The 26,014-nt window shown below is 31.2% G+C and carries 22 protein-coding genes and 1 other annotated feature; of the genes, 12 read left to right on the top strand and 10 right to left on the bottom strand.

The genetic code is table 11. The annotated features are described in order from the left end of the window. Positions 1–204 precede the first annotated feature (204 nt). From G9F72_RS23490 to G9F72_RS23480, 3 genes are all read left to right on the top strand, one after another. Positions 205–1,896, top strand: coding sequence for a ribonuclease J (locus tag G9F72_RS23490; RefSeq protein WP_164958051.1), 1,692 nt, complete (start codon positions 205–207; stop codon positions 1,894–1,896). Positions 1,897–2,204: 308 nt separating this feature from the next. Then, positions 2,205–2,390, top strand: coding sequence for a Spo0E family sporulation regulatory protein-aspartic acid phosphatase (locus G9F72_RS23485; RefSeq protein WP_164958052.1), 186 nt, complete (start codon positions 2,205–2,207; stop codon positions 2,388–2,390). 100 nt (positions 2,391–2,490) lie between these two features. Beyond that, the gene (locus G9F72_RS23480) at positions 2,491–3,693 is read left to right on the top strand and encodes an EAL and HDOD domain-containing protein (RefSeq protein ID WP_164958053.1); all 1,203 of its coding nucleotides are present in this window, start codon (positions 2,491–2,493) and stop codon (positions 3,691–3,693) included. A gap of 140 nt (positions 3,694–3,833) precedes the next feature. Here G9F72_RS23480 and G9F72_RS23475 read toward each other — a convergent pair whose 3' ends face one another. Next, complete coding sequence (locus G9F72_RS23475) at positions 3,834–5,114, bottom strand: MFS transporter (protein ID WP_164958054.1); 1,281 nt, start codon at positions 5,112–5,114, stop codon at positions 3,834–3,836. 315 nt (positions 5,115–5,429) lie between these two features. Between G9F72_RS23475 and G9F72_RS23470 the strand changes: the two genes are divergently transcribed. Further along, positions 5,430–6,314: a GGDEF domain-containing protein gene (locus G9F72_RS23470; protein ID WP_164958055.1), complete on the top strand. Its 885-nt coding sequence runs from the start codon at positions 5,430–5,432 to the stop codon at positions 6,312–6,314. Positions 6,315–6,634: 320 nt separating this feature from the next. Further along, positions 6,635–7,396 carry a DeoR/GlpR family DNA-binding transcription regulator gene (locus G9F72_RS23465; protein ID WP_164958056.1) on the top strand — a complete coding sequence of 254 codons (762 nt, stop codon included), beginning with the start codon at positions 6,635–6,637 and terminating at the stop codon, positions 7,394–7,396. A gap of 172 nt (positions 7,397–7,568) precedes the next feature. On the opposite strand, the gene G9F72_RS23460 is transcribed toward G9F72_RS23465, so the two are convergent. From G9F72_RS23460 to G9F72_RS23440, 5 genes are all read right to left on the bottom strand, one after another. Further along, positions 7,569–8,180 carry a type 1 glutamine amidotransferase family protein gene (locus G9F72_RS23460; RefSeq protein ID WP_164958057.1) on the bottom strand — a complete coding sequence of 204 codons (612 nt, stop codon included), beginning with the start codon at positions 8,178–8,180 and terminating at the stop codon, positions 7,569–7,571. Between the two features lie 110 nt (positions 8,181–8,290). After that, the gene (locus G9F72_RS23455; RefSeq protein ID WP_164958058.1) at positions 8,291–8,494 is read right to left on the bottom strand and encodes a DUF1648 domain-containing protein; all 204 of its coding nucleotides are present in this window, start codon (positions 8,492–8,494) and stop codon (positions 8,291–8,293) included. Between the two features lie 532 nt (positions 8,495–9,026). Next, on the bottom strand, positions 9,027–10,091 hold the full coding sequence (rsgA, locus tag G9F72_RS23450) for a ribosome small subunit-dependent GTPase A (protein ID WP_164958059.1): 1,065 nt from the start codon (positions 10,089–10,091) through the stop codon (positions 9,027–9,029). A gap of 6 nt (positions 10,092–10,097) precedes the next feature. After that, positions 10,098–10,388, bottom strand: coding sequence for a CD3324 family protein (locus G9F72_RS23445; protein WP_164958060.1), 291 nt, complete (start codon positions 10,386–10,388; stop codon positions 10,098–10,100). Between the two features lie 1,056 nt (positions 10,389–11,444). Further along, complete coding sequence (locus G9F72_RS23440; RefSeq protein WP_164958061.1) at positions 11,445–12,818, bottom strand: sodium-dependent transporter; 1,374 nt, start codon at positions 12,816–12,818, stop codon at positions 11,445–11,447. Between the two features lie 346 nt (positions 12,819–13,164). Here G9F72_RS23440 and G9F72_RS23435 point away from each other — a divergent pair, with 346 nt between their 5' ends. The 4 genes from G9F72_RS23435 (at position 13,165) to G9F72_RS23420 (ending at position 17,102) form a co-directional block, all read left to right on the top strand. Further along, a complete protein-coding gene (locus G9F72_RS23435) occupies positions 13,165–14,220 on the top strand; it encodes a uroporphyrinogen decarboxylase family protein (RefSeq protein ID WP_224676229.1) in 1,056 nt (351 codons plus the stop codon). Positions 14,221–14,348: 128 nt separating this feature from the next. Then, entirely contained in the window at positions 14,349–15,020 is a 672-nt protein-coding gene (locus G9F72_RS23430) for a corrinoid protein (RefSeq protein ID WP_164958062.1), read from the top strand. Then, positions 14,995–15,351, top strand: a complete 357-nt coding sequence (locus G9F72_RS23425) for an ASKHA domain-containing protein (RefSeq protein ID WP_164958063.1) — start codon at positions 14,995–14,997, stop codon at positions 15,349–15,351. The genes G9F72_RS23430 and G9F72_RS23425 overlap by 26 nt, the downstream gene beginning before the upstream one ends. Before the next feature lie 98 nt (positions 15,352–15,449). Then, positions 15,450–17,102: a glutamine--tRNA ligase/YqeY domain fusion protein gene (locus G9F72_RS23420; protein WP_164958064.1), complete on the top strand. Its 1,653-nt coding sequence runs from the start codon at positions 15,450–15,452 to the stop codon at positions 17,100–17,102. A gap of 50 nt (positions 17,103–17,152) precedes the next feature. Here G9F72_RS23420 and thrS read toward each other — a convergent pair whose 3' ends face one another. The 3 genes from thrS to G9F72_RS23405 all read right to left on the bottom strand — a co-directional run bounded on the left by thrS (position 17,153) and on the right by G9F72_RS23405 (position 20,779). Further along, the gene (thrS, locus tag G9F72_RS23415; protein ID WP_164958065.1) at positions 17,153–19,090 is read right to left on the bottom strand and encodes a threonine--tRNA ligase; all 1,938 of its coding nucleotides are present in this window, start codon (positions 19,088–19,090) and stop codon (positions 17,153–17,155) included. A 133-nt stretch (positions 19,091–19,223) separates the two neighbouring features. After that, positions 19,224–19,427, bottom strand: a binding site (T-box leader). Between the two features lie 126 nt (positions 19,428–19,553). Next, positions 19,554–20,465, bottom strand: a complete 912-nt coding sequence (locus tag G9F72_RS23410; RefSeq protein WP_164958066.1) for a polysaccharide deacetylase family protein — start codon at positions 20,463–20,465, stop codon at positions 19,554–19,556. Between the two features lie 71 nt (positions 20,466–20,536). Next, positions 20,537–20,779: a hypothetical protein gene (locus G9F72_RS23405; protein WP_164958067.1), complete on the bottom strand. Its 243-nt coding sequence runs from the start codon at positions 20,777–20,779 to the stop codon at positions 20,537–20,539. A gap of 388 nt (positions 20,780–21,167) precedes the next feature. Here G9F72_RS23405 and G9F72_RS23400 point away from each other — a divergent pair, with 388 nt between their 5' ends. Both G9F72_RS23400 and G9F72_RS23395 read left to right on the top strand, forming a co-directional pair. Beyond that, entirely contained in the window at positions 21,168–23,291 is a 2,124-nt protein-coding gene (locus G9F72_RS23400) for a putative bifunctional diguanylate cyclase/phosphodiesterase (protein WP_164958068.1), read from the top strand. Positions 23,292–23,663: 372 nt separating this feature from the next. Beyond that, complete coding sequence (locus tag G9F72_RS23395; protein ID WP_164958069.1) at positions 23,664–24,746, top strand: NlpC/P60 family protein; 1,083 nt, start codon at positions 23,664–23,666, stop codon at positions 24,744–24,746. A 168-nt stretch (positions 24,747–24,914) separates the two neighbouring features. Here the strand turns inward: G9F72_RS23395 and G9F72_RS23390 are convergent, their stop codons facing one another. Next, positions 24,915–25,133, bottom strand: a complete 219-nt coding sequence (locus G9F72_RS23390) for a DUF1450 domain-containing protein (RefSeq protein ID WP_164958070.1) — start codon at positions 25,131–25,133, stop codon at positions 24,915–24,917. Positions 25,134–25,330: 197 nt separating this feature from the next. Here G9F72_RS23390 and G9F72_RS23385 point away from each other — a divergent pair, with 197 nt between their 5' ends. Further along, on the top strand, positions 25,331–26,011 hold the full coding sequence (locus tag G9F72_RS23385) for a response regulator transcription factor (protein WP_164958071.1): 681 nt from the start codon (positions 25,331–25,333) through the stop codon (positions 26,009–26,011). Positions 26,012–26,014 lie beyond the last annotated feature (3 nt).

The following is a 26,014-nucleotide window of genomic DNA, read 5'->3' as shown; positions in this document are numbered from 1 at the left end:
GAAAATCCTGATTTATGGTTAGTTAATAGGAAAAAAATACTTGGAATAGTGTGCTATTATAATAGACTTATTTGTATAACAAAACGGTCTATTATAACAGAGCGAACCTAAGTAGCTGAATCCTGTAATACACCATGCTGTTTAGTCGACAGAACGAAAATATTGGATGAATAGATTGCTTAATATTTAGAAATCGGGAAAACATTGAATAATAATAATAATAATTATAAAAGTAAAGTTAAAAACAAAATTAGAATCATTCCACTAGGTGGACTTGGAGAAATTGGAAAGAATATTACTGCAATAGAATATAAAGATGAAATTGTTATAATAGATTGTGGGATTTCCTTTCCAGATGCAGATATGTATGGAGTGGATTTAGTTATTCCTGATGTAACATATCTTCTAGAGAATAGAGATAAGGTAAAAGGAATTTTTCTAACCCACGGTCATGAGGATCACATAGGCGCGTTACCTTATATCCTAAAACAAATCAAAATTCCAGTATATGGGACACGTTTAACCCTAGGACTTGTAGAAAATAAATTGCAAGAACATGGGATAATAGCAGACTGTACGCTAAATGTAGTAAAACCTGGTGATATTGTTAAGCTAGAAAAGCTCAGTGTAGAGTTTATAAGAGTTAGTCATAGCATAGCAGACGCCTGCTCTATTTGTATACATACTCCTATCGGGAGGATTATACACACAGGAGACTTTAAAATTGATTACACTCCAATTGATGGAGAAGTTATAGATTTAGAGCGATTTGCAAAATTAGGTGGTCAAGGAGTACTACTTTTAATGGCTGATAGTACTAATGTTGAACGTCCTGGATTTACTATATCTGAGAAAGTAATTGGAGAATCATTAAATAAACTATTCCAAAAAGCAGATGGTAGAATAATAGTAGCTTCCTTTGCATCAAATATCCATAGAATACAACAAATTGCCAATGCTTCAATTTTAGTTGGAAGAAAAATAGCCTTTAGTGGTAGAAGTATGGAGAGAATATCACAAGTAGCTATTGAACTAGGATATTTGCATATACCACCAGAAGCTATAATCACTGTGGCAGAGATTCATAATTACCCTGATGAGAAGGTAACAATAGTAACTACTGGTAGCCAAGGTGAGCCTCTTGCTGCATTAACAAGAATGGCATCATCAACACATAGGAGTATTGAAATACAAAAGGGTGATTTAATCATTATATCTGCATCACCTATTCCTGGAAATGAAAAATTCATATACAATGTTATAAATGAATTATTCAAAAAGGGTGCTAATGTAATATATAATACTACTGAAGAAATTCATGTATCTGGGCATGCTTGCCAAGAGGAATTAAAATTAATTCACACATTGGTTCGCCCTAAATTTTTTATGCCAGTACATGGTGAGTATAGACATTTAAAACAACACGCACAATTGGCAGAAAAGATAGGAATGAATCCTGATAATATTTTCATCGGAGAAACAGGACAAATATTAGAAGTATCACAAAATGAATGTAAATTTGCTGGAAGAGTACAAACCGGAGCTATAATGGTAGATGGACTTGGCGTTGGAGACGTTGGGAATATCGTACTTAGAGATAGAAAACACTTAGCTGAAGAAGGTATCCTTACTGTGGTAGTTACTATAGAAAGAGAAACTTATAGTATTCTAGCTGGACCGGATATAATAACTAGAGGATTTGTATACATGAAAGAATCCAATGAACTTATTAATGAAGCTAGGGACATTGTTAGAAAAGAGTTAGAGCAATGTTTAGACAATAAAATTAAAGAATGGGCAGTAATAAAATCATGTATAAGAAATGCATTAGGCCAATTTTTATATATAAAAACTAAGAGAAGACCTATAATTATACCAATAATAATGGAAATATAATAAAAACTAATTTTTTATACTATAAGATATAAAGAAGTGTGTATTAGTAAAATTGCATTAGCAATTCAATTTTACTAATACATGCTTTTATTTTTTTATCAAAATATTACAATAGCGCAGAAGGTAATAATTTGAATTCCCTCCATGTTGTATTTTGGCTTTAATATATAAAAAAATAAAGAAAATATCGAATTGCTATAAGATATTGTAAAAAGGTGTAAATAAATGTATACTATTAGTATTATACATTTAAATAAATATATAATCGAGTTAACAATAACTGAAACTATTTTGGAGGTGAGGTGTGTATGAGTAATCTAACTCTTGATAATATTACAATGGAAGAATTAAATAAAAGAATAAATGAATTAAGAGATACCTTAAACGAAATATGCTGTACAGACCAAAATACCGAAGTGGAAGAGGAAAGGCTTATTACAAGCAGAAACTTAGATGAATTAATTGTTAAATATATGATGAGAATTGAGAGATAGGTGACACCTTGGTGTCAAGTGACACCTTGGTGTCAAGTTATAAGAGCAAGTCATAAAGATGAAAATTGAATTAAATAATAGATTCACTAGGAGGATAAACATGGATATTTTTCTTGCGAGACAACCTATCCTTGATAGAGATGATAAATTATTTGGATATGAATTACTATTTAGAGATAGTGAAAAAAATATATACCAAGGTGATGATGGGGATAGAGCAACTATTGCGGTTATAAAAAATAGCTTTGTAAATATAGGAATGGATAAAGTAACAGGTGGTAAAAAGGCTTTTATTAACTTCACCGAAAATATATTAAAATCCGATATTTTTGAGGTTTTGCCCCCTCAATCAGTTATAGTTGAGATATTGGAGGATATACAACCTACAGAGGAAGTATTAGAACTATGTAAAAAATTGAAAGTACTAGGTTATACCTTAGCTTTAGATGATTTTGTTTATTCTAATAAATATAGAAAGCTTATCGAGATAGCAGATATTATTAAGGTGGATTTTCAAGTGACTAAAGGGGCCCAAAGAAAAAAAGTAATGGAACAGGTAAACTCAGAACATATAAAGTTTCTTGCGGAAAAAGTTGAAACTATGGAAGATTTTAATGAAGCGGTATCACTCGGATATACATATTTTCAAGGTTACTATTTTAGTAAACCAACAATACTTTCAGGAAAAAGAATACCAGAAAATAAGGCTGTTTATATGAAATTATTGCATGAAATCAGTAGTAACAATTTCGCCATAGATAGTATAGAAAATTTAATAAAAAAAGACGTATCATTATCTTTTAAACTATTAAAACTTATAAATTCAGCAAATTATAGTTTCGTAAGTGAAATAAAGTCAATGAAACAAGCATTGGCACTTCTTGGAGAAAAAGAAATAAAAAAATGGTTATATTTAATGGCTTTTCGTAATATGGGAGAGGATAAACCGGAAATTTTAATAATTAATTCCTTAACAAGGGCAAGATTTTCAGAATCAATTGCTAGTAAAATGGCGAAAAAGCTTAACCCTTTTAATGCTTATTTGCTAGGAATGCTATCTATGATAGATTTGCTTTTAGATAGGCCATTAGAGGAAATTCTCCAAGAATTATTAATACCAATTGAAGTAAAGGATGCTTTAAATGGGATTAATGATAATAGCTACAGTAAATTACTTGATTTAATTATGGCTTATGAAAATGGACAATGGGATCAGGTATCAAAAACCTCAAAAGAACTTAATTTAGATGAGAATTGTCTGCCAAATGCATACTATGAAGCTATTTTCTTTACGAAAATTTAGGTTCCATCCAGGTAGTAAGTAGCAAGGGCCACATTAAGTGGCAAGTGCCATATTAAGTGGCAAGTTATGAAGTTTAAATTAATAAAAAAAAGGAATGGTTTGTATTTACAAACCATTCCTTTTTTTTATTGTAGAAAAATCTATTCTTTAGTGACACTATCCATAGCAACATCTTGAACCTTTGAATATTTAAGTTTTTGTTCTTTAATAAAGAATACCCTAAAGACAATCCATGCAAGTAAAGTACTACCAGCTGCAAATATTGTAGGGAGATTTATACTTATAGAAGTTATAAAACCTGCAATAATTGGAGGTATAGCTTGAGCAAGGGATAAAATAGATTGGTTTATGCCTAAGATTTCTCCTTGTTTATCCTTGTTTGCCAAATTAGAAATAATGGCAGTACTGTTTGGTTGAGTAAGTCCTTGGAATATAGCTATAAAAGGAATTATTACATAAATCCAAATAGCTTTAGTAGGTATTAACAACAAAGGGAGTGTTAAAGCTAATAATATTATGGAAACACTTAAGATGCTTATGGGCTTATATTTTTTAGATAAGGGACGTAAAATTGCACCTTGAGTTACTGCAATCCAAAGACCCATATAAGCAAATAAATCACCTATTTTTGACTGATTAAATTGAAATTTACCTATTAGAAATACTTGAAAAAACTGGGTGAAAAAATTAAAGCCTACAGTTAAAAGGAAGGTAACTAAAAACATAGTTCTTAGATCTTTATAAGTGAAAGCTTTTTTAATATTCCTAAAACCTGTAAAGGCACTAACTTTAGTTGCCTTTGCTGCATTAACTAAAGTTTCTGGGAAATACAACAATACTAACAATATGTTTATAGAAGTTAAAATAACGGAAAGCCAAAATGGTGTAGCATAAGTAAACCAGCTTACAATAGAAGGATCTGCAAGCTTCCCACCAATGTACGGTCCAATAATAAAACCTAACCCAAAAGCCATACCAATAAGTCCGAAATTTCTAGATTTTGTTTCCGGTGTACTAATATCAGCTATAGCAGATTGTGCAATGGAGATGTTACCACCAGTAAAGCCATCTAAGATTCTACCAATAAATAAAAGATATATATTATTATATATTATTCCAAGAGCAAATAAAATATAGCCCAAAAGCGTTCCTAGTAATGAAATAGTTAATAGTTTTTTTCTTCCTTTTTGATCAGCTAAGGTACCTAATATAGGTGCCCCAAAAAATTGAGCCAAGGGGTAAGAGGCTATCAAAAACCCGTATATCAATGTCCTTGTCGCGAAATCATAACTAAAAGGTAATACTGCAGAGCGTGGATCGATTAGAACCGCGGGTAATATGGGAATTACAATACCAAGACCTAGCAAATCTAAAAATACAGTAAAAAATATGGGCAGTATGGTGAATTTTTTATTTTTCAAATTAATCACTCCTTTATAAAATATTTATTATTAACTAAGAAATTTTATCTATATATATAGTATAATGAACAACGTTCATAAATGCAATACTTATTTAAAAATATTATTTTGAATATTTTCTATATTATAGAAACAAAATACATTGCATTAAACTAAAAATATTGTATAATATATATGATTAGTCTTATATAGAATAGCGTACAGCTCATTCGCATATAATTGAAAATTATGAATAATCCTTGATAAATGATAAAAAATTGGACAAACAATGAGAAATTTTTGACTATACACGAGGAGCTATAAAGGAGTCTTGCTATGGAAATTATCGAAATAATCAAAGAAAAATTGTCAATATTTAAAAATTTATATGATACAGTAAGAATCATAGATCCAATTAATAAGAAAGTTATGAAATTTGAAGAAGATGAAACTGAAGTAGTAGAAGAATCATGTTTTAGGTTTTGGAAAACAGAGGGATATTGCAAAAACTGCATTTCCATGAGAGCTTACCTTGAAAATGATACTTTTATAAAAATGGAGGTTACTGGAGGGAAAGTTTTTCTTGTTATTTCATCTCCTGTTACTATAGAAAATAAAGTATATATTGTAGAAATATTAAAGGATGTAACACAAACGGGAAGCATAATTAATAATGAAAAAAGCATAATTAATATTGAGAGCTTAATAAAAGAGATGAATGATGCTGCCATTAAAGACGAACTTACGGGAATGTATAATAGAAGATATATAAATGAAAGACTTCAATCAGATATAAATGACAGCGTGATTAGTAATAAGCCACTATGCGTAGTTATGGCAGATTTAGATTTTTTTAAAGATGTAAATGATAATTATGGACATGTTGTAGGAGACTCTGTGTTAAAGGATTTTGCAAAGATTCTTTCAACTTCTGTAAGAAGTGACTCAGATTGGGTTGGTAGATATGGTGGGGAAGAATTTCTAATAGTGCTAAGGAATACTGATGGCGCTAATGCATTTAAAGTAATAGAGAAAATCAGAAAATTTTTACAAGAAAATATTTTTGACTATAAGGATATAAAAATTAAAATAACAGCAAGTTTTGGTGGATATAGCATTATAAGCGAGAAGATTACTATTGATGAACTTATAAATGAAGCAGATAAAAATTTATATTTGGCGAAAAATAGCGGTAGAAACAAAACAATTATTAATTTATAAAAAAAGTAACATAAACTTTAAAAGGGTTATGTTACTTTTTTTATAGAGGATTTTTACTATTCCAAACAAGTAATTATATTTATTGTTGATTATCATTGTTTATTGTTTTATCTTGTTATATAATTGAAATAAGATAAATACTAAAAATAAGGGGACTTTATGTTTATAAATTTAAATATGTATTCTAATGAACGTATTTTAATACATTCTAGCAACTGGCTCACGTAAGTTTATTCTAAATGTAAGAAAAGTCATATAAAAAATAATATTTTGTCCTACATCATATATGTATATATTCTATAAAATAAGGTGGAGATAATATGTTTGCAGAGGAAAGAGCAGAAAAAATCATTCAGCTATTAAATGAAAATGAAAAGGTAATTGTAAAGGACCTTAGTAAAACCTTTAATGTAACAGAGGATTGTATAAGAAAGGATTTAAAAACCTTAGAAAAACGAGGAATTATTAAAAGAACTTATGGAGGAGGAGTATTAATTAGGCAGTCCGCCCCACATAATGATATTTTAAGCAGAGTGAATATTAATTCACAAGGTAAAATAAAAATTGCAGAAAAGGCTTTTGAACTTATAAAGGCAAGAGAAACAATTTTTTTAGATATATCGTCCATAAATATACTAATTGCAGAAAAAATTGCAAAAGGAAATAAAAAGCTCATAGTTATAACTAATATGATTGATATTTTTAGAACCTTTTCAAAATGTAACCATGTAGACGTAATAGGTACTGGTGGAGTGTTTAACAAAGAATTAAATGGATTTGTAGGATCCACAGCTATAGAGAGTATTTCTAGGCACAAAGTAAATAGAGCTTTTATAGGCAGCTGTGGAGTGAACATGTTTGATAAAAGTGTTACAACTTTTGATTTGGAAGATGGTAATACAAAGAAAGCCATTATTCACTCAGGTAAAAAAGTTTATCTAGTGATGGAAAATAAGAAATTTCAATATGATGGAACATATAAATTTGCAGATATTTATGATGTAGATGCAATTATTGTAGATGAAAAGCCAGATGAAAAAATTTGTGAAGAACTGGAAAAAGTTAGAGTAGAACTGATTTAGGAGGGAAGTATGAAATTTCTCCTATGTGTACTTTTGCAACAAAAAAACTATGCTAATTTATAAGTTTAGCATAGTTTTTTACATTTGATTATTTAAGCATCAATGAAACATATATGAATATTGTGTCATAACTAATCTATAATAAGTTTGCTTAGGCTAATATTCAAATCTCCTACAAATCAGTACCATATATTTTGTTGGCCTCAATTTCACCGAGTTTATGAAAATCATACCACTGCTTTATCACTTGCTCAGAATCCAGATGGAGCTTGGTAAAAACGAGTCTGGCGAATTCAAGAGGTGATGTTCCATTAGCTGTTATAATGTTCCCATCCGCCACAGCGGGTTCATTTACATAATCTTGTGCATTGGTATATTCATTGGTAGCGTATTTTTTTAAGTCCTCCAAACTGTTTGAAGTATGCCTAACATCATTAAGGAACCCATGCTTTGCCAGAAAAACAGAACCGTCACAAATTCCAGAAACAAGCTTGTTCTTTTGTAATGTAGCTTTGACCAAAGGGACAATTTGTTTAGACTCAGATGCCCTCCAGCCCGTACCGCCAATTAGTATCAGAGCTTCATACTCTTCAGGTACCGTCTCCAAAGAATAATCCGTCAAGACCCTCAATCCTCCCATTGAATGTACCGGCTCATTGGATATACTGATGGTTTTAATGCAGTAAGGATTGCTATCCTCGTCAGAATTCAATTCAGCAGCGACATAACCGGCTTCCCAATCGGCGTAATTGCTTAATAAAAATAATAATACTGTCTTTTTCATTATCTTTTCCTCCTCGAAAATAAATTATGTTTATTTTACATTATTCTACAGGTGTTCGCTATAAATTTATTGTATTTTTTTCTTTTGAACCTCTAAAGTAAACAATTATATTATTTATGGCGGAGTTTTATTAATTCATATACTACAAATGGAAAAATTCCAATAATAAAAGAAAATTTCTTATCTAAATACCAATTCACAGTACCGTTTAAACTCCATTGCATAGGAATTTTATCCGGTAGAACAGGTATGAGTAAAATGGAAATAACCACTGGTATTATTAAGATTAATATGTCTTTTATATTGATTTTCATTTAATAGCCCCCATTTTTATAAAACTACATAATAAATACAAGTATGTACTTATTAGTATATATGAGATTTATGTTAATACCAATAGTTCATATACTTATATATATTTATCTTCAAGGGAATGACAGGTAAAACTCGCAGCCTAACGACTATAAGAGGAATTTTTTAAGGGATAAACTTAGAGGCTGTAAAGAATGCTCTACTATCTATCAGACTCATACTTCTATAAGTGGGAGTTGCATGATTAGATAAGATTAAAAAGTATGAAATTTCTCCGAAGTGACTTGCAATACGAGACGATGAAGCTATTGAAATTTGATTTAGAAATTCTTCTTTTGCGGATATAAAATTCTCGTAAGCCTGCCAGGACGCCAGGCTAGCGAACCTGAGGCAGGACGCCGAATGTGAGCGTTAGAGAATTTTATAGGAGCAAAAGATTAGAATTTCTTAATCGAATTTCCAGTTTCAAGTTCGTTTGCAAGGCACGTAGGTGAAATTTGATACTTTCACTATTTTTTATATATAGCAATGAAATTAAAGCCCCCGATACTTATGGTCTATATATTCTTTACTCTTTTTATTCCCAGCTATTCTATTTATATCATTCTGTTTTCTTTCAAGCATTTTGGCTTCCTTTTGCAGAGTAGAATAGCTTTTAAATCTTTTTTCATCAATAATGCCATCTTCAATAGCTTGCTTTATGGCGCACCCTGGCTCTTTTTTATGCATGCAATCAGAGAACCTACATTGGGTTGCTAATGCTTCTATATCTTCAAAGGCTTCACTTATACCTTCGGTGCCACCCCATAGCTGTAGCTCTCTCATTCCTGGAGTATCTATCATAATAGCTCCACTGTCTAAAATAAACATCTCCCTAGAGGTTGAAGTATGTCTGCCCCTATCATCATACTCGCGTACTTCCTTTGTTTCTTGAACCACTTCTCCTGCTAGGTAATTGAGCAAGGTGGATTTCCCAACCCCTGAGGAACCTAGTAATGCAATGGTTTTACCGGGCTGTAAATACTGATTTAAATCATCCATACCTCTCTTATCAATGGCACTTATTATATGAATTGGCACGAAAGCGGCCGCTCTTTCTGTTTGACTTAGTTTTTCGGCTAAATCTTCACACAAATCAGCTTTGCTAAGCAGGATAACTGGACTTGCGCCGCTTTCCCAGGCCATAATTAAATATCTCTCTATTCTTCTCACGTTAAAATCCTTATTTAAGGAATTGACAAGAAAAATTGTATCTATATTTGAAGCCACTATTTGTTCCTTAGTATTGATGCCAGCAACCTTTCTGGAGAACTTGCTTTTTCTAGGAAGCACCTTGTGAATAGTAGCTTTCATTTCAGAAGTTCTAAGACTTGCTACTACAAAGTCTCCAACTGTTGGGAATTCTTCATCATTCATTGCCTCATGTCGTAGTTTGCCTGAGATCTCGGAAAGCATCTCCCCGTATTCTGTATAAAGTTTATAAATATGCTTATGCTCTGCGAAAACTCTTGCTATGGTATAACCATCTTCTATAAAAGTGTCAAATTCTTCTTTATAGAATTCGTCCCAACCTAATTGTTTTAAACTATAAATAAACATCCTCTCCTATGCATTTAATTTTAACTTTTCATTATTCATATTAAAAATTATCTTTCTGATGCTATCCTCTGACAGATTATAAGATTCTGTAAGTTTAATAATTGTAGTTCCATCTTTATAAAATTTATATATTTCCAGATTCCGCTTTCGCAGTAGCTTTCGGGTACCATTATTTTCACCCCAAGCCTTTCGCACATTATCCTCTTTTGGAATATATATAATTTCTCCTTGAATATACTTTTGCAGCTCCTTTAAAAGCGCTGCTGGCAATACATCCTTCCCATTCTTGTAACACAATATAAAATTCCTCCTCTTTATTTTCACTGATATTTAATAAAGTATTAGAAATTTTCATTGAAACCACCTCCTGTATTTATTTGTAGGGATAACAATTATGATTGCATGCCCTATTTGTTTTTCTATAGAAAAATCCCGTGGATATAAAAACCATCCACGGGAATATTAAAAAAGGCAATAAAAAAAACACGATAACTTCGTGCATTCTGCCAAACTTTAAATTCATTTTAACGTTTCAGATGACGGTTATTAATTACATTTCGAAAGCACACAAAATAAAGGGTCAATAAACCCAATTTCACATTTTATAGATATAATATAAAAAACACACTACAAAATTTTATACTGCCTTCGAATAATATTTAGTTATTGAACAAGCACCTCAAAAGCTACAATTAAATTCATCATATATCAACATCTCCTTCATCTGAATTATTTTTATTTAAATTGATTATTCACACAATTTCATTTTATTATAAAAACCTTTTTATGTCAATAACAAGTGGTGCCATCCTCGTGGCAAGTTAATATAAAAGGAGGCAGTGTGCCTCCTAATATTCATATGAAGTAGCTAACAATTATTAATTGCGAGCTACTTCATATTTAATGGTAAACTTTTAACCTTTTTAGGCCAAAAGCCACCTCCTAGTTATGATCAATATTACCATCTCCTTTCACTAGATTACTGGTTAGTTATATTATTACATATTGTGTATTGTATTCTCAAGTTAAAGAATTATTATAATTGTTTTTTCCTATAAGGGTATATACAATCAAATATGAGCAATAAATAATTAAACAGTTGTATTTATAGAAATGGGAATGGTAGACTTACGCAGCGAATAATATAATCTCTAAAATTATGCTATCAGAAGATGGCGATAAAGATTATCTGCAGGGTATAACTTATCTAACTACTGAAGCTATGAATTCAGATATAAAGCTTGTTAAGGGTGGAACTGAGATTTAACTTTTTAATAATTGATTATTGTAGCTTAATAAGGCGAAATAGTTTAGAGACTAGCGTAACTTATAAGGTTTACTGTTCTTCTTTATTTATAATTTAATTATCCCTATTGAATTCAAGAAAACAATTACAAGTAGAATAGGTGTTATAAATTTAATAAATATGTACAAAACATTTATTGCAGCACCATTATTTAAAGTTCCTTGATTTGAAAGCTCTAATTTAAAATCTTCCTTTTTAACAAAGTATCCAACGAAAATTGCTGTTAAAAGTCCGCCTACTGGAAGTAATATATTTGACGATACGTAATCAAATGAATCGAAAAATCCCTTCTGTCCTAATATATGAATATTACCAAGGACACTTGAGGGATGAGCGGATAATGTTGCTAGTATTCCAATGGACATCATTATACCTGTTGTAAGTAACACTGCACTCTTTCTCCCCATACCCTTTTCTTCCGTAAAATACGCAACTGGAACTTGGACATTTGATATCATTGCTGTTGTAGCTGCAATAGCAGTTAATAAGAAAAATGCTACTAATAATATATTTCCAAAAGGCATTTTTGAGAATACAAGCGGGATTGTTTTAAATAATAGCCCAGCACCTTCACTAGGTTTCATACCAAAAGAGAATACAGCTGGGAATATTGCAATTCCGGCTAGTATTGAAACTAGTGTGTCAGACATTGCAACCCTTGCTGAAGTTGCTATCATATTATTATTTTGTGTAAAATAACTTCCATAGGTAATCATTATTCCCATTCCCAATGATAATTTGAAAAATGCCAAACCAAGAGCAGTTAATATAACAGCTCCATTTATCTGTGAAAAGTCCACATGGAATAAAAACTTTAATCCTTGTGATGCCTCTGGAAGTGTTAATGCCGTTACATCACATATAAGAATTAGTATGAATAATACAGGCATAAGTGTTTTTGTTATTCTTTCAATTCCATTTTTAACTCCTGCAAGTAAGACTAGCGAAACTATGGCAAGAACTATAAACTGCCATACAAGTGGAGGCATTGGTCCAACCAGTGTTGACATGAATTTTGCTGAAGATGTAGCTGAGGTAACCCCCGTGAAATCGCCTTTTATTGCTTTGAAGACATAAGAATAAACCCAACCGGCAACACAACTATAAAAAAACATAATTAGAAATGCTGAAACTACCCCTATAAATCCAATGCTTTTCCAACCTTTAGCAGCCTTTAACTCTTCAAAAGCTCCCACTGCATTTTTTCTTGATTTTCTACCAATGTAAAATTCACACACCATAATTGGAATACCAACTAATGCAACACATAAAATATATATTAAGAGAAAAGCTCCTCCGCCATTAGCTCCTGTTAGATAAGGAACTTTCCATATATTACCTAAACCTACTGCTGAACCTAATGTTGCGAAAAAAACTGCAAATCCTGATGAAAAGGTCTCTCTCTTTTTTTTCTCCGACACATAAATCACTCCCCTATATATTTAATTAAATACAAAAAAATAGACATGTATTTCATGCCTTTAACAAAATATCATGTATATATTATTAAGTCAACGAAGATGCACAATAGCTATAGGTAAGGTAAAACCTATTTGAAAAACTGATTTGCATAAGATTAAAGTAGAGTGTAAACTTTATGTGTACTAAATCAAGTATTCGTAAAAGGTATAGTTAACCTTTTTAATGATTAAAATACTATAATAATTATGTAATCGTATAAGGATTTTTGAGAAAATAGCAATTTAATATGTTATTTTTTTCTATGCCCAAAAATATTTAATCCCAATTTTCTAAGGAGGAATTAAGATGAATCAAATTATAAAGCCAGACCAAATGACACCAAGAGAAAGAATGGAAGCTTTTTCAGCAGGAAAACAAATTGATAGAATTCCTTGTAGTCCATTTTTAGGGGAAGCCTGTGCACCACTTTTTGGACATACAATTAAAGAACATAATTTTTCAACAGAAGTAATTATAGATGTAGCAGTGAAAAGCTTTGAAACAATCAGACCAGATAGCATAGGTGTTGGTCCAGGACTTCAGGGAATACCTGAGGCTATGGGAAGTGAATTTAAGTTCCCAGAAAATGGTACACCTTACTTTAGTAAAGCTATATTAAAGGACTATAAGGATATAGGCAAACTATCACCTTTAGATCCTTATAAAGATGGGAGAATATCATATTTTCTTGAAGCACTTAAAGTAACGAGTGGAAGAATTGGGCATGAAGTATTTGTAGGAAGTTCTATGGGAGGACCATTTACCACGGCTGCTTTTTTAAGAGGTACAGAGGATTTTCTTAAGGATATAACTAGAAACCCTGAAATGGTACATAGGCTGCTAGAAATATCCACCCAAAGTGTTATTAACTATATTGATGCAGTATGCGATTTAGGGTTAAGTCCAAGTATTGCTGAACCTGTTGCTTCTGGTACTATGATTAGTGCTAAAACCTTCAGAGAATTTGCAAAGCCATATTTGAAAAAATGTATGGATAGAATTATTGAAAGGCGAGGAAGTGGAAGCACCCTACACATCTGTGGAACAACTAAAAAGATATGGGGTGATATGGTAGAAGTAGGTATTGCAAATTTAAGCTTGGATAATATAGACGACATAGGAGAACTTAAGAAGCAATTTGGGGATAAAGTTTGTTTAATAGGAAATGTAGCTCCAGTTGAGACTATACTTAGAGGAACTATAGAAGAAATACATAATGCAGGTAAGCTATGTATAAGCAAAGCATATGACAGTCCAAAAGGATTTGTTTTAAGCTCAGGTTGTGATATACCTATTGGAACCCATCCAGATAAAATAATAGCACTTATGGATTCAGCAAGAATATATGGTCAAAAGAGCTAGTGCCATCCACGTGGCAAGTGGCAAGTTGTAGGTTTTTCATAAATGTTAAAAATAGAAGGCGAGGTGAATACTGGTTTTTAAATTTAAATGTTCACATATACTTAGATTTAAGAAACCAGTAATAATATATGTCAGATTTAAAAGAAAAATTATTACAAGCAATTTCTGATTCTGTTGTAGACATGGAAGAGGAAAAAACTATAGAAATTACTAAACAATTCATTGAAAATAATTTTGATGCTTATGAGGGTATTGATAAGGGACTTGCTCATGGAATGCGTAGAGCAGGACAGTTATACGATGAGGAAGAATATTATATTCCGGAATTATTAATTTGTTCAGATGCTATGTACGGGGGGCTGGAAATATTAAAACCTCATTTAAAAAGTAAGGATGGGGATAAAAAACATAAGGTAGTTATAGGAGTAGTAGAAGGGGATACCCATGATATAGGTAAAAACTTGGTTAAAATCATGATGGAAACTGAGGGCTTTTATGTAGAAGATTTAGGAAGAGATGTGCCTGCTATAAAATTTGTAGAAAAAGCAGTGGAAATAAATGCGGATATTATATGCTTATCTACTCTTATGACTACAACTATGTGTGGTATGGAAGAAGTTATTAAAATATTAAAAAATGAAAATTTAAGAGATAAAATTATAGTTATGATAGGTGGGGGCCCAGTATCATCTAGCTTTGCTGAAAAAATAGGGGCAGATGTATATACTTCTGATGCATCTAGAGCAGCTAAAACGGCAAAGGAATTGGTTAATAGTGCAAAGGAAGACCTTAAAATATGATTACCCAAAGGAAATAAGAATAACACAAAAGGATACTCGTCAGGTGAAACTAGTAGAAGGTGCTATTTCATCTGGCTTTTATGTGTTACTGACTTTAATGAAAATAGATATATTAGATTTACAAAGAGTGATTATTATAGGACAATTTGGCAAATATTTAAATGTGGACAGTTTAATCCATATAGGTGTAATTCCGGATGCTTTAAGAACGAAAGTAACATATGTGGGTAACTCCTCTAAATCTGGAGCGGTTATATGTTATCATACCAGCGGCTTTGCCACGTGGGTGGTATCTGTCAAAAAAATCCTAGAAAAAAATCTGTTTTTGTGATATATTTATTAGAATATAGAGAAAATTTACAAGCAAGTGCGTTTACTAACATAAGCTAGCTTACGTTAGTAAACGCGAACTTAAGGAAGGTGACAAATATGGAAAACAAAACTACTTCATCAAATTTTATAAGAAATATTGTTATGGAAGATTTAGAAAGCGGAAAACACGGTGAAATCATAACTCGTTTTCCACCAGAACCAAATGGATATTTGCACATTGGGCATGCAAAATCAATTATATTAAATTTTGAACTGGCAGATGAATTTAAAGGTAAGACAAACTTACGTTTTGATGATACTAACCCAGCAAAGGAAGATAAAGAGTACGTTAATTCCATAGAAGAGGACATAAAATGGCTTGGATATAAGTGGGATGAACTATTTTTTGCATCAAACTATTTTGATGAAATGTATGACCGAGCTGTATTATTAATAAAAAATAATAAAGCTTATGTTTGTGATTTAACAGCTGAGCAAATGAAAGAATACAGAGGAACACTAAGAGAACCAGGTAAAGAAAGCCCATACAAAAATAGAACCGTAGAGGAAAACTTAGACCTATTTGATCGTATGAGAAAAGGTGAATTCGCGGACGGAGAAAAGGTTCTAAGAGCTAAAATCGATATGAGCTCTCCTAATATAAACATGAGAGATCCAATAATTTATCGTATGTCTCATGCGGTTCATCACAACACAGGAGATAAATGGTGTATTTATCCTATGTACGATTATGCTCATCCAATTGAAGATGCAATTGAAGGAATTACACATTCAATTTGCACCTTAGAATTTGAAGATCATCGTCCACTATATGATTGGGTTATAAATAATTGTGAAATGGAAAATAAACCAAGACAAATTGAGTTCGCAAGATTAAATATAACAAATACTGTAATGAGTAAAAGAAATCTTAAGCAATTAGTAGACGAGGGAATTGTAGATGCTTGGGATGATCCTCGTATGCCAACTATAGCTGGACTTAGGCGTCGTGGATACACTGCAAACGCTATACGTAATTTTTGCAGAGAAATTGGAGTTGCAAAAGCTAACAGTACAGTAGATGGCCAAATGCTTGAGCATTTTATAAGAGAAGATTTAAGTCCTAAAACACTTAGAACTATGGCAATTTTAAAACCATTAAAAGTGGTTATTACAAACTACCCAGAAGCTCAAGTGGAAGTGCTAGAAATTGAGAATAATCAAGATGATGCATCTATGGGAACTCGCCAAGTGTCTTTCTCAAAAGAAATATATATAGAACAAGAAGATTTTATGGAAAATCCACCAAAGAAATATTTTAGATTGTTTCCTGGAAATGAAGTAAGACTCAAGGGAGCATATTTTATAAAATGTAATGATTTTGTTAAAGATGCTGAGGGAAATATAACCGAAATACATTGTACTTATGATATTGAAACTAAGAGCGGTAGTGGATTTGAAGGAAGAAAAGTTAAAGGAACAATCCACTTTGTAGATTCAACAAATGCAGTGCCAGCAGAATTTAGATTATTTGAACCACTGATTTTAGATGAAGAGCAAGAAGAAGGAAAAACTTTCTTAAATCAAATAAATCCAAATTCTATAGAAATCCTTCAAGGATTTGTAGAACCAAATATGGAAGGTTCAAAACCACAGGATAAATTCCAATTTTTCAGACATGGATATTTCAATGTGGATTCTAGATACACTACAGAAGAAAAATTAGTGTTTAACAGAATAGTGTCTTTAAAAAGTTCTTTCAAAATTTAAAAAGTATAAAAAATCCAGTACAAGATTAAATCTTGTACTGGATTTTTTTATTATAATAGTCTAGTTTCTATTTCATTTTTAATTCGTGCAATAAAGGAATCAAGTGCAATTGCACCTTCATCATCATTTCTTCTACTTCTAACAGAAACTTCATTTAGCTCAGCTTCTTTTTCACCAACTATTAGCATGAAAGGTGCTCTTTCATTACGAGCTTCACGGATTTTGTATCCGATTTTTTCTGCTCTAAAGTCTCCCTCGACTCTAATGTTAGCTGCCTTTAGCTTAGCTACTACCATATCTGCATAATCATGATACTTTTCAGAAATAGGTAATACCTTAACTTGTAGCGGTGCAAGCCAAGTTGGGAAAGCTCCCGCATATTTTTCTATAAGCATTGCAAGTGTTCTCTCGTAGCAACCAATAGAAGTTCTATGGATAACATATGGGCGTTTTTTAGAGCCATCTTTATCAACATAAGTCATGTCAAATCTTTCTGGTAGTGCGAAGTCAATTTGTACAGTAATTATAGTATCTTCTTTACCATGAACATTTTTGAATTGAAGGTCAAGCTTAGGGCCGTAGAAAGCAGCTTCGCCAACAGCTGTTTTATAGTTTATTCCTAAGTGGTCTAGTATATCCTTCATCTTAGTTTCAGTATCCGCCCAAGCTTCTGGGTTGTCAATATATTTTTCCTTATCATTAGGATCACCTTTAGAGAATCTGTAAGTGATATCATTTTCGATTCCAAGTGTAACCATTATATAATTAATTAAGTTTATAACTCCTTTAAATTCATCTTCTAATTGATCAGGTCTAACAACCAAATGACCCTCTGAAATAGTAAATTGACGTACTCTCATAAGACCATGCATTTCACCTGAAGACTCATTTCTAAACAATGTTGAAGTTTCTGCATATCTAATTGGAAGATCACGATAACTCTTTTGATCATTATTATAAATTGTAAATTGGAATGGGCATGTCATTGGGCGAAGTGCCAAAACTTCCTCATCTTTAGATTCATCTCCAAGGACAAACATTCCTTCTTTATAATGGTCCCAGTGGCCAGACATTTTATATAAATCGCTCTTAGCCATAAGAGGAGTTTTAGTTATAACATAGCCTCTTCTTTCTTCCTCGTCTTCAACAAAACGTTGTAATAACTGGATTACCCTTGCACCATTTGGCATAAGTAGAGGTAAACCTTGACCTATAACATCAGAAGTTGTAAACATTTTTAGTTCACGTCCAAGCTTGTTATGGTCTCTTTTTTTAGCTTCTTCCACTCTTTCTATATGAGCATCTAAATCAGATTTCTTTGTGAAGGCAGTTCCATATATACGACTAAGCATTTTATTTTTCTCGCTACCTCTCCAGTATGCTCCTGCAACTTGAGTAAGTTTGAAGGCTTTTACGTATCTTGTAGACATTAAATGGGGACCTGCACAAAGATCTGTAAATTCACCATGTTTGTAGAAGGATAAAATTGCATCCTCTGGTAGATCTTCAATTAATTGAACTTTGAAATTTTCATCTTGCGCTTCCATTAAAGCTATAGCTTCAACTCTTGAAAGTTCAAATCTTTCTATTGGCAAATCTTCTTTAACAATTTTCTTCATTTCTTCTTCTATTTGTTTAATTTCCTCAGCAGAGAAAGAATTTTGTTTATCAAAATCGTAGTAGAAACCTCCATCTATAGCAGGTCCTATGGCAAGTTTTGTATCAGGGAATAATCTTTTTACTGCTTGAGCTAAAATGTGAGTAGCAGTATGTCTAAAGGCTCTTTTACCTTCCTCATCATCAAAAGTTAATATACTAAGTTCAGAGTCCTCAGTAATTATGAAACGTAAATCTACAGTTTTACCATTGACTGTGCCAGCACAAGCAACTCTCGCAAGTCCCTCGCTAATATCTTTCGCAATTTCGATTACAGTCATTCCAGATTCATAAGATTTCATTGAACCATCTTTTAATTTAATATTTATCATATATATTACTCCCCTCTCTTTTTCTCTATTCAAGGTATATTAAAAAATAACCAGCACACAATATTATGCACAAGTTTATAAAAACATATTTTTTTATAAAACAAAAAAAACCTCATCTCAATTCTAACTATAGAAAAGGGACGAGATTATAATTTCCCGCGGTTCCACCCAAATTGTTTATAAAAATAAACCACTTACTAATTATAACGGAATTACCGGACTTTATTGGAGTCACTCAGAGGTAGTCTTCAGCTACTTCCATTTAAAAATACTTTCAGCTATTGTATTTTCTCTCTGTAAATGGGACATGGCATACTTTTCTCTTCGTAGTATTAAATTATTTAATTATCCATAATTATAGCACCTACAATAAAAATGTCAAGGTACTAATAATATTATTATATAGTGTAATACGACGTTGATGGTTCTAAGCCTTCAAAGTACAAAGTAAAAATTATGTTTGCTATTTAATTACTTTAAATTGTGGTGCATAAATATCGTTAGACAATACGTCAAAGATAAATCCTTGTTTCTTGAGACCCACAATGATTTCCGGTAAGGCTTGTACGGTTGTGGTTTTTGGGTCTAAATCATGCATTAATATAATGGGATGCTTAATTTGACTACTTTGATTCAAAACTGCTTGTACAATAACATCTTTGTTTTGGCGATATGTGGATGCATCACTAGAATCAACATTCCAATCAAAGTATTTATAGCCTGATGCATTCATTTCTTTAATTATAGAGTTCATTATTTCCATACCACCATATTGAACTGAGATATTATTATTAGATCCACCTGGGTATCTTAAAATATGAGCAGGTTCCTTTCCAGTTATTTCAGTAAGGAAGGTATCCAATTTTTCAACATCTTTTTTAAAATTATCGGCTGATGAATAGATATTTTTATAATCATGACTGTAAGTATGATTTGCCAAAACATGTCCATCATCAGAAATCTGTTTATACAAGTCACTTAAAGCAGGATGACCATTTACGAAAAAAGTAGCTTTAATATCATATTGTTTTAAGATTCTTAATATGTCTAAAGTGTTTTTTGATGGACCATCATCAAAGGTTAAATAAGCTATTTTAATTTTAGCTGTTTTTGATCTAGTTGAGATTTGTTTATAGGATATTTCACTTTTTTTAATTTTGCTTTGAAGATTTGTATTTTCTGATTTTAACTTCTCATTATGGTAATGCATTTGCGTTATTTCCTGTTGTAATATTGTACTTTCATTTTCACTTCTTACAACGGTTGCTTCTCCAACGGCTGCTTTCACAATTGAAGAAACAAACAAAGTAAGAATGAAAATTTTTACTAATAGAAGTGCTAATGAGCGCTTTTTCTTTTTTCTTGTGTTTCTCATAGTACGACCTTCCTCTTTTATTTATTTTTATTCCAATAAATTATTTAATTTATATGGTTAAATTATTTATATTAATTTATAGTAATTTTTAATTTACTAACCTTTTCTGCAACATTTGAATTTGTTTCAAGAAGCTGATTATTCAGTTCTCTTAAAGACTGATTTTCTGATTTTAGTGACTGAAATTCAATTTTTAAACTATTATTTTTTATTGTAGTATTTTTAATTTTATTATTATTTATAAAATGAAAACATATGGAACTTAAAAATAAGATGCTAAAAAGCATAGTGACAATTATATTGTTTTTTTTCATTTTAAAGGCTCCTTTATTAAAAAATTTATCTATATATAATATAATACGCTATAATACATTATAATATATTACGATAAAGTTACAAACATAAATTTTAACAATATTAACTAAGATATAGGATGTATTTTAAAAAAAAATAATTTATTATATAAATATATACAGGATTATGGTTTATATTGTATAATTATATTTGTTATAATTAATGGTAAAATTCAAAATTTTCAAATTATAAAAATGCGACAAAAAAATATGAAAATTTTAAATATAAATTGAGAAAAACTATTTGTAAAAATCATAATTTGACGATAATTATAAAGGTTAATCTTAAAGTGAAAATATAATATAAAACGGATGAATTATTTTGTAAATATTAATGGGAGGAATCTAGGTGAATGGAAAAAAAATTGACTTAAATAAATTCGCAAAAAAAGAATTAAAGATTAATGCTGAGGGGATTAATATTGATTGGTTATTTCAAGATGATTTTGGACTTAAAAAGATGCCACTTAAAGTAACTTTGGTTTATGCCTTAATTGGTGGACTTTGGATATTATTTTCAGATAGAATTTTAAACCTTCTAATTGAAAGTAAATCTTTAATGGTACGGATACAAACCATCAAAGGATGGGCTTATGTTTTAATATCATCTTTTATAATATATTATTTAATTAGTGAATTTACTAAGAAAAGTAAGGCTTGGTCTCATACAATAAAAGAAAATTATCAAGAAATTCAAGCTACCTATGAGCAATTAATAGCTGCAGAAGAGGAGCTTCGGGCACAATTTGATGAATTAAATGAAAAACAAGCAATAATTGAAAAAAGTGAAGAAAGATATAAATTGGCTTTGGAAGGTTCAAATGACGCTATATTTGAAATTGACCTTATAACTAAAGAATTTTTTTCTTCAGATAAAATTAGTGATATTACGGGGTATGATAAAGATGCTATAACCTCATTAAATGATTTGATAAACCTAGTTGCGAAGGAAGATAGAAAAATTGCATTAGATGATTTTAATGATCATATTAGTGGTAGAACATTATATTATCAAAGCAGTCTTAAAATTATGTTTAATGGAGGCGGAGACAAATGGGTTTTAGTCAGAGGGAAGTGTCTGAGAAATAAAAAGGGCGTAGCAACTAAAGTTTCTGGCTCTGTTACAGACATTACTGGAAAAAAGCATTTTGAAGATAAAATTAATAAATTGAAGTACTATGATATATTAACGGACATACCTAACAGGAGACTGTTTATTAATACCCTGGAGAACGAGATTATTAAGGGGATGGATAAAGTCGTTAAGCATGCTGTATTGTTTATTGATTTAGATAATTTTAAAGAAATTAATGATACACTAGGTCATGATTATGGTGATGAATTACTGAAAAATGTTGCAATATCTCTAAAGGCTTCTATTAGACAAGGTGATATTGTTTCAAGAGTAGGTGGAGACGAATTTTTTATTTTAATGAAAAATATTGAGGATTACACAGTCATTAGTAACTTGTGTGAAAAATTATTATGCATACTAAACTGTGAAATAAATGTAGCTGGTAAACAAGTATATACTTCAGCAAGTATTGGAATTACTGTTTTCCCAGATGATGGTAATGAAACTAATATACTATTAAAAAATGCCGATACTGCAATGTACAGTGCAAAATACAATGGTAAAGCTAAATATTCTTACTTTAATAAGAATATGAGTGATATAGTGGTAAGAAGAGTTGAAATAGAAAAAGGCTTAAGGCATGCACTTGAAAATGATGAGTTTGAAATCTATTATCAACCACAGATAGACATTATAAACAATAAAATAAAAGGTTTTGAAGCACTTTTAAGGTGGAACAATTCCGAGCTAGGAAGAATATCACCCGCAGAGTTCATACCTGTGGCAGAGAAAAGTGGATTAATAATTCCTATGGGTGATTGGATTATAAAAACTACATTCCTACAAAATAATTTGTGGAAAAGCAAAGGATATATATATGATACTATTGCAATAAACTTATCTGCAGTTCAACTGCAAAATGACAAATTTGAAGAAAATCTAAAAAGGATTATAACTGAAACAGAGGTTAATCCGAGGTTTGTGGAGCTGGAAATTACGGAAAGTATTCTAATGAAGGATTTCGAAAAGAGTGTTAAGCTACTTACGGAGATTAGAAACTTGGGGATAAATATTGCCTTAGATGACTTTGGTACAGGATACTCTTCGCTTAGTTATTTAAAACAGCTACCTATAAATACATTGAAAATAGATAAGTCCTTTATAGATAATATTGTTACAAATGAAAGAGAAAAAGCCATAGTAGATGGAATAATACAACTTGCACAAAAAATTGACTTAGACGTTATTGCAGAAGGAGTAGAAACAAAGGAACAAATTAAACTACTTCAAGGCATGGGATGCAATCAGATACAAGGCTATTATTTCAGTAAACCTCTTCCACCAGATGAAATTGAAGAGAAATTCTTAAAAACTAATTGGATTGAGCCTTATAATTAAATCATCACCTTCGCAGTTGTTCATCTTAGACCATGCTGCAATATGAAAGACTTCAGAAGGCGTGTACGCTCCTACTGGAGTTTTTTTATTTTAATATTGATTACCACAATGGGAGTAGACACATCCTTCTGAAATGTCGCTAACACAAAGAGCTGTGATTTTTGAAATCACAGCTCTTTGTGTTAAAAAAAATAATTAATATTAATAGGGTATGTTCAATAGAAAATATTTATGCTACAATAATACATAAATGTATAATTAAGTAATATATTAATTTTCATAGAAAATAATCTTCACATAAACTACATAAGTTTTTGATACATTTTGCTTATGGTTTATTTTAAAATCCTAAAATAACGGGGGGATGTAAAAATGAAGCATGTTTTGAGAAATATGGCAGTTGTGACAACCTTAATTTTTACTTTAAATGTAACTGCATTGGCGGTTAAAGCAAATGGTAAATTACAACCGCAGAAGGATTCATTAACTAGAATTCAAACTGAAAGTCAAGCAATTGAAAGAAAAATAGAACAATTTGATAATGAAATTGAAAAAAATATGGCTAAAACCCAGGAGAATAAAATTAAAATATTACAAACAGAAAAGGCAATTAAAAGCGCAGCAGAAGAGATAAATAAGGTTGAAAATGAAGCACAAAAGGAACAAGAATTATTTGATAGTAGAATGCGAACCATGTACATAAATGGGTTTGATGGGTATACCAGCATTTTACTAAATTCAGAGAGCTTCGGAGATTTTATATCAAGAGTAGAAAACATAAGAATCATAATGCAGTTTGATGAAAAAATAATGGGTGACTTTGCAGCCATCCAAAATAAATTAAATGAAAAACAGGATAGTTTAAATAATACGAAGGTTGCATTACTTAATTTGCAGGCAGATAACAAGCTAAAGTTAGAAAAGATAATCCTGGCTAAAGAAGCACAAAACAAATTAATAACTCAGTTAGACATCAAGGAAAACCTTCTTATAGCTGGAATAAGTAACCCACAAGCATCAGTCAATAAAAGCGCGATAAAAGCAAGTGGAGTGCAAAATTTAGTAGCTAAATATACTCCTTCAAGAGGCTCAACTAATTTATCACAAGATTCTATAATAGCCTTTGCTTCTAACTTCCTTGGCACACCATATTCATGGGGTGGAGCATCGCCTTCTACAGGGTTTGACTGCTCAGGATTTACTCAATATGTATATAGCCATTTTGGAATATCAATAGGAAGAGCCACATATGATCAGATAAATGATGGTATACGAGTAGCTAAAAATGATCTTCAACCAGGGGATTTGGTGTTTTTTGGAAGCGGGAATAATCCTCAGCATACAGGTATATACGCTGGGAATAATAATTATATTCATTCTCCTCGTACAGGAGATGTAATTAAAGTTTCAGCTATGACAAGAGGAGATTATATAACGGGTAGACGAGTAAAATAAAATAGCAGGGACGGTTAACAATTAATACACTTTTAAATAGCGGGGACAGTTAACAATTAATATACTTTTAAAATTCTAAATATCAAATAGTTGTTAACCGTCCCCTACCCTAAACAAACAAAAAGTCACTGTCCTTAGAATTTTGACTTGTTATTTATTTTGAGGCGCCTAAGGGATTAATAATTTGCTGATTATATTATTATATAGATTTTCTTCATCCGTACCCACTAATAGTTCCTTGCCAACCATGGCTATCGGATGAGACTTACATTTATGACACTTTCCAAAACATTTTTTCATGGATATCTTTATATTAGGGTGTGTTTCAGTTATCATAGTAATAACAGCATCATTCCATTGATTATGCTTACAGAATTTAACCTTCATATTATCAACTCCTTAAAATATAGCGATTATAAGATGAAAAGAATACATATCTATATTCTATGCTAGATTTTTGGGGAATATAATCCTGAGAGTAAATTAGACAACTAAAATAAGTAGGGACGGTTAACAATTAATTCGCTTCTATTTTCATGAAAACTTATAATTGTAAACTTAATTTTAAGAGGAGTAAATTAAACATGGATAATATTTTAATTATTGAGGATGAAGAAAAGGTTTCAGAAATACAAAAAGCATATCTTGAAAAAGCAGGATATAGTGTTTATTGCACTACCAAGGGTATGGAAGGAATAAAGCTTTTCGAGAAAATACCATTCAGCTTAGTTATATTAGACCTAATGTTACCGGACATATCTGGTGAAGAAGTATGTAGCATTATAAGAAAAATTTCTGAGGTCCACATATTTATGCTTACAGCAAAGAGTACCTTAGAAAATAGGATAGAAGGATTAAATCTTGGGGCAGATGAGTATTTAGTTAAGCCTTTTAGCCCACGAGAACTAACTGCAAGAGTAAATGCACTATTTAGAAGGCTTAATATACATGAGTCTGAAACAAGAGTGTATAATAATGGCGATTTGGAAATCAATTATGAGAAAAGAATAGTTAAGGTACACGGCGCAGAGATACCTCTTACGCCAAATGAATTTGACATAGTAAACATTCTCTCATCTAATGGGGGCAAAGTATTTACTAGGGAGCAGCTCATTGAAAGAATTATGGGAATAGATTTTCAAGGGTTTGATAGAACAATCGATGTACATATTAAAAATATACGTAAAAAGATAGAAGAGGATAGCAGGAATCCTAAATATATAGTAACCGTAACTAGAATTGGTTATAAATTTGGTGGTGATTAATTT

The sequence above is a fragment of the Clostridium estertheticum genome, assembly GCF_011065935.2.
Lineage (GTDB): Bacteria > Bacillota > Clostridia > Clostridiales > Clostridiaceae > Clostridium_AD > Clostridium_AD estertheticum_A.
Note: the sequence above shows the minus strand (reverse complement) of the source record. Positions and strands in the feature narration are given on the sequence as shown.

Bases quoted from the DNA above. Each gene is read 5' to 3' on its own strand.
- G9F72_RS23485 (WP_164958052.1), top strand. From the start codon at position 2,205: ATGAGTAATCTAACTCTTGATAATATTACAATGGAAGAATTAAATAAA.
- G9F72_RS23480 (WP_164958053.1), top strand. From the start codon at position 2,491: ATGGATATTTTTCTTGCGAGACAACCTATCCTTGATAGAGATGATAAA.
- G9F72_RS23470 (WP_164958055.1), top strand. From the start codon at position 5,430: ATGGAAATTATCGAAATAATCAAAGAAAAATTGTCAATATTTAAAAAT.
- G9F72_RS23465 (WP_164958056.1), top strand. From the start codon at position 6,635: ATGTTTGCAGAGGAAAGAGCAGAAAAAATCATTCAGCTATTAAATGAA.
- G9F72_RS23460 (WP_164958057.1), bottom strand. From the start codon at position 8,180: ATGAAAAAGACAGTATTATTATTTTTATTAAGCAATTACGCCGATTGG.
- G9F72_RS23455 (WP_164958058.1), bottom strand. From the start codon at position 8,494: ATGAAAATCAATATAAAAGACATATTAATCTTAATAATACCAGTGGTT.
- rsgA (WP_164958059.1), bottom strand. From the start codon at position 10,091: ATGTTTATTTATAGTTTAAAACAATTAGGTTGGGACGAATTCTATAAA.
- G9F72_RS23435 (WP_224676229.1), top strand. From the start codon at position 13,165: ATGAATCAAATTATAAAGCCAGACCAAATGACACCAAGAGAAAGAATG.
- G9F72_RS23430 (WP_164958062.1), top strand. From the start codon at position 14,349: ATGTCAGATTTAAAAGAAAAATTATTACAAGCAATTTCTGATTCTGTT.
- G9F72_RS23420 (WP_164958064.1), top strand. From the start codon at position 15,450: ATGGAAAACAAAACTACTTCATCAAATTTTATAAGAAATATTGTTATG.
- thrS (WP_164958065.1), bottom strand. From the start codon at position 19,090: ATGATAAATATTAAATTAAAAGATGGTTCAATGAAATCTTATGAATCT.
- G9F72_RS23410 (WP_164958066.1), bottom strand. From the start codon at position 20,465: ATGAGAAACACAAGAAAAAAGAAAAAGCGCTCATTAGCACTTCTATTA.
- G9F72_RS23405 (WP_164958067.1), bottom strand. From the start codon at position 20,779: ATGAAAAAAAACAATATAATTGTCACTATGCTTTTTAGCATCTTATTT.
- G9F72_RS23395 (WP_164958069.1), top strand. From the start codon at position 23,664: ATGAAGCATGTTTTGAGAAATATGGCAGTTGTGACAACCTTAATTTTT.
- G9F72_RS23390 (WP_164958070.1), bottom strand. From the start codon at position 25,133: ATGAAGGTTAAATTCTGTAAGCATAATCAATGGAATGATGCTGTTATT.
- G9F72_RS23385 (WP_164958071.1), top strand. From the start codon at position 25,331: ATGGATAATATTTTAATTATTGAGGATGAAGAAAAGGTTTCAGAAATA.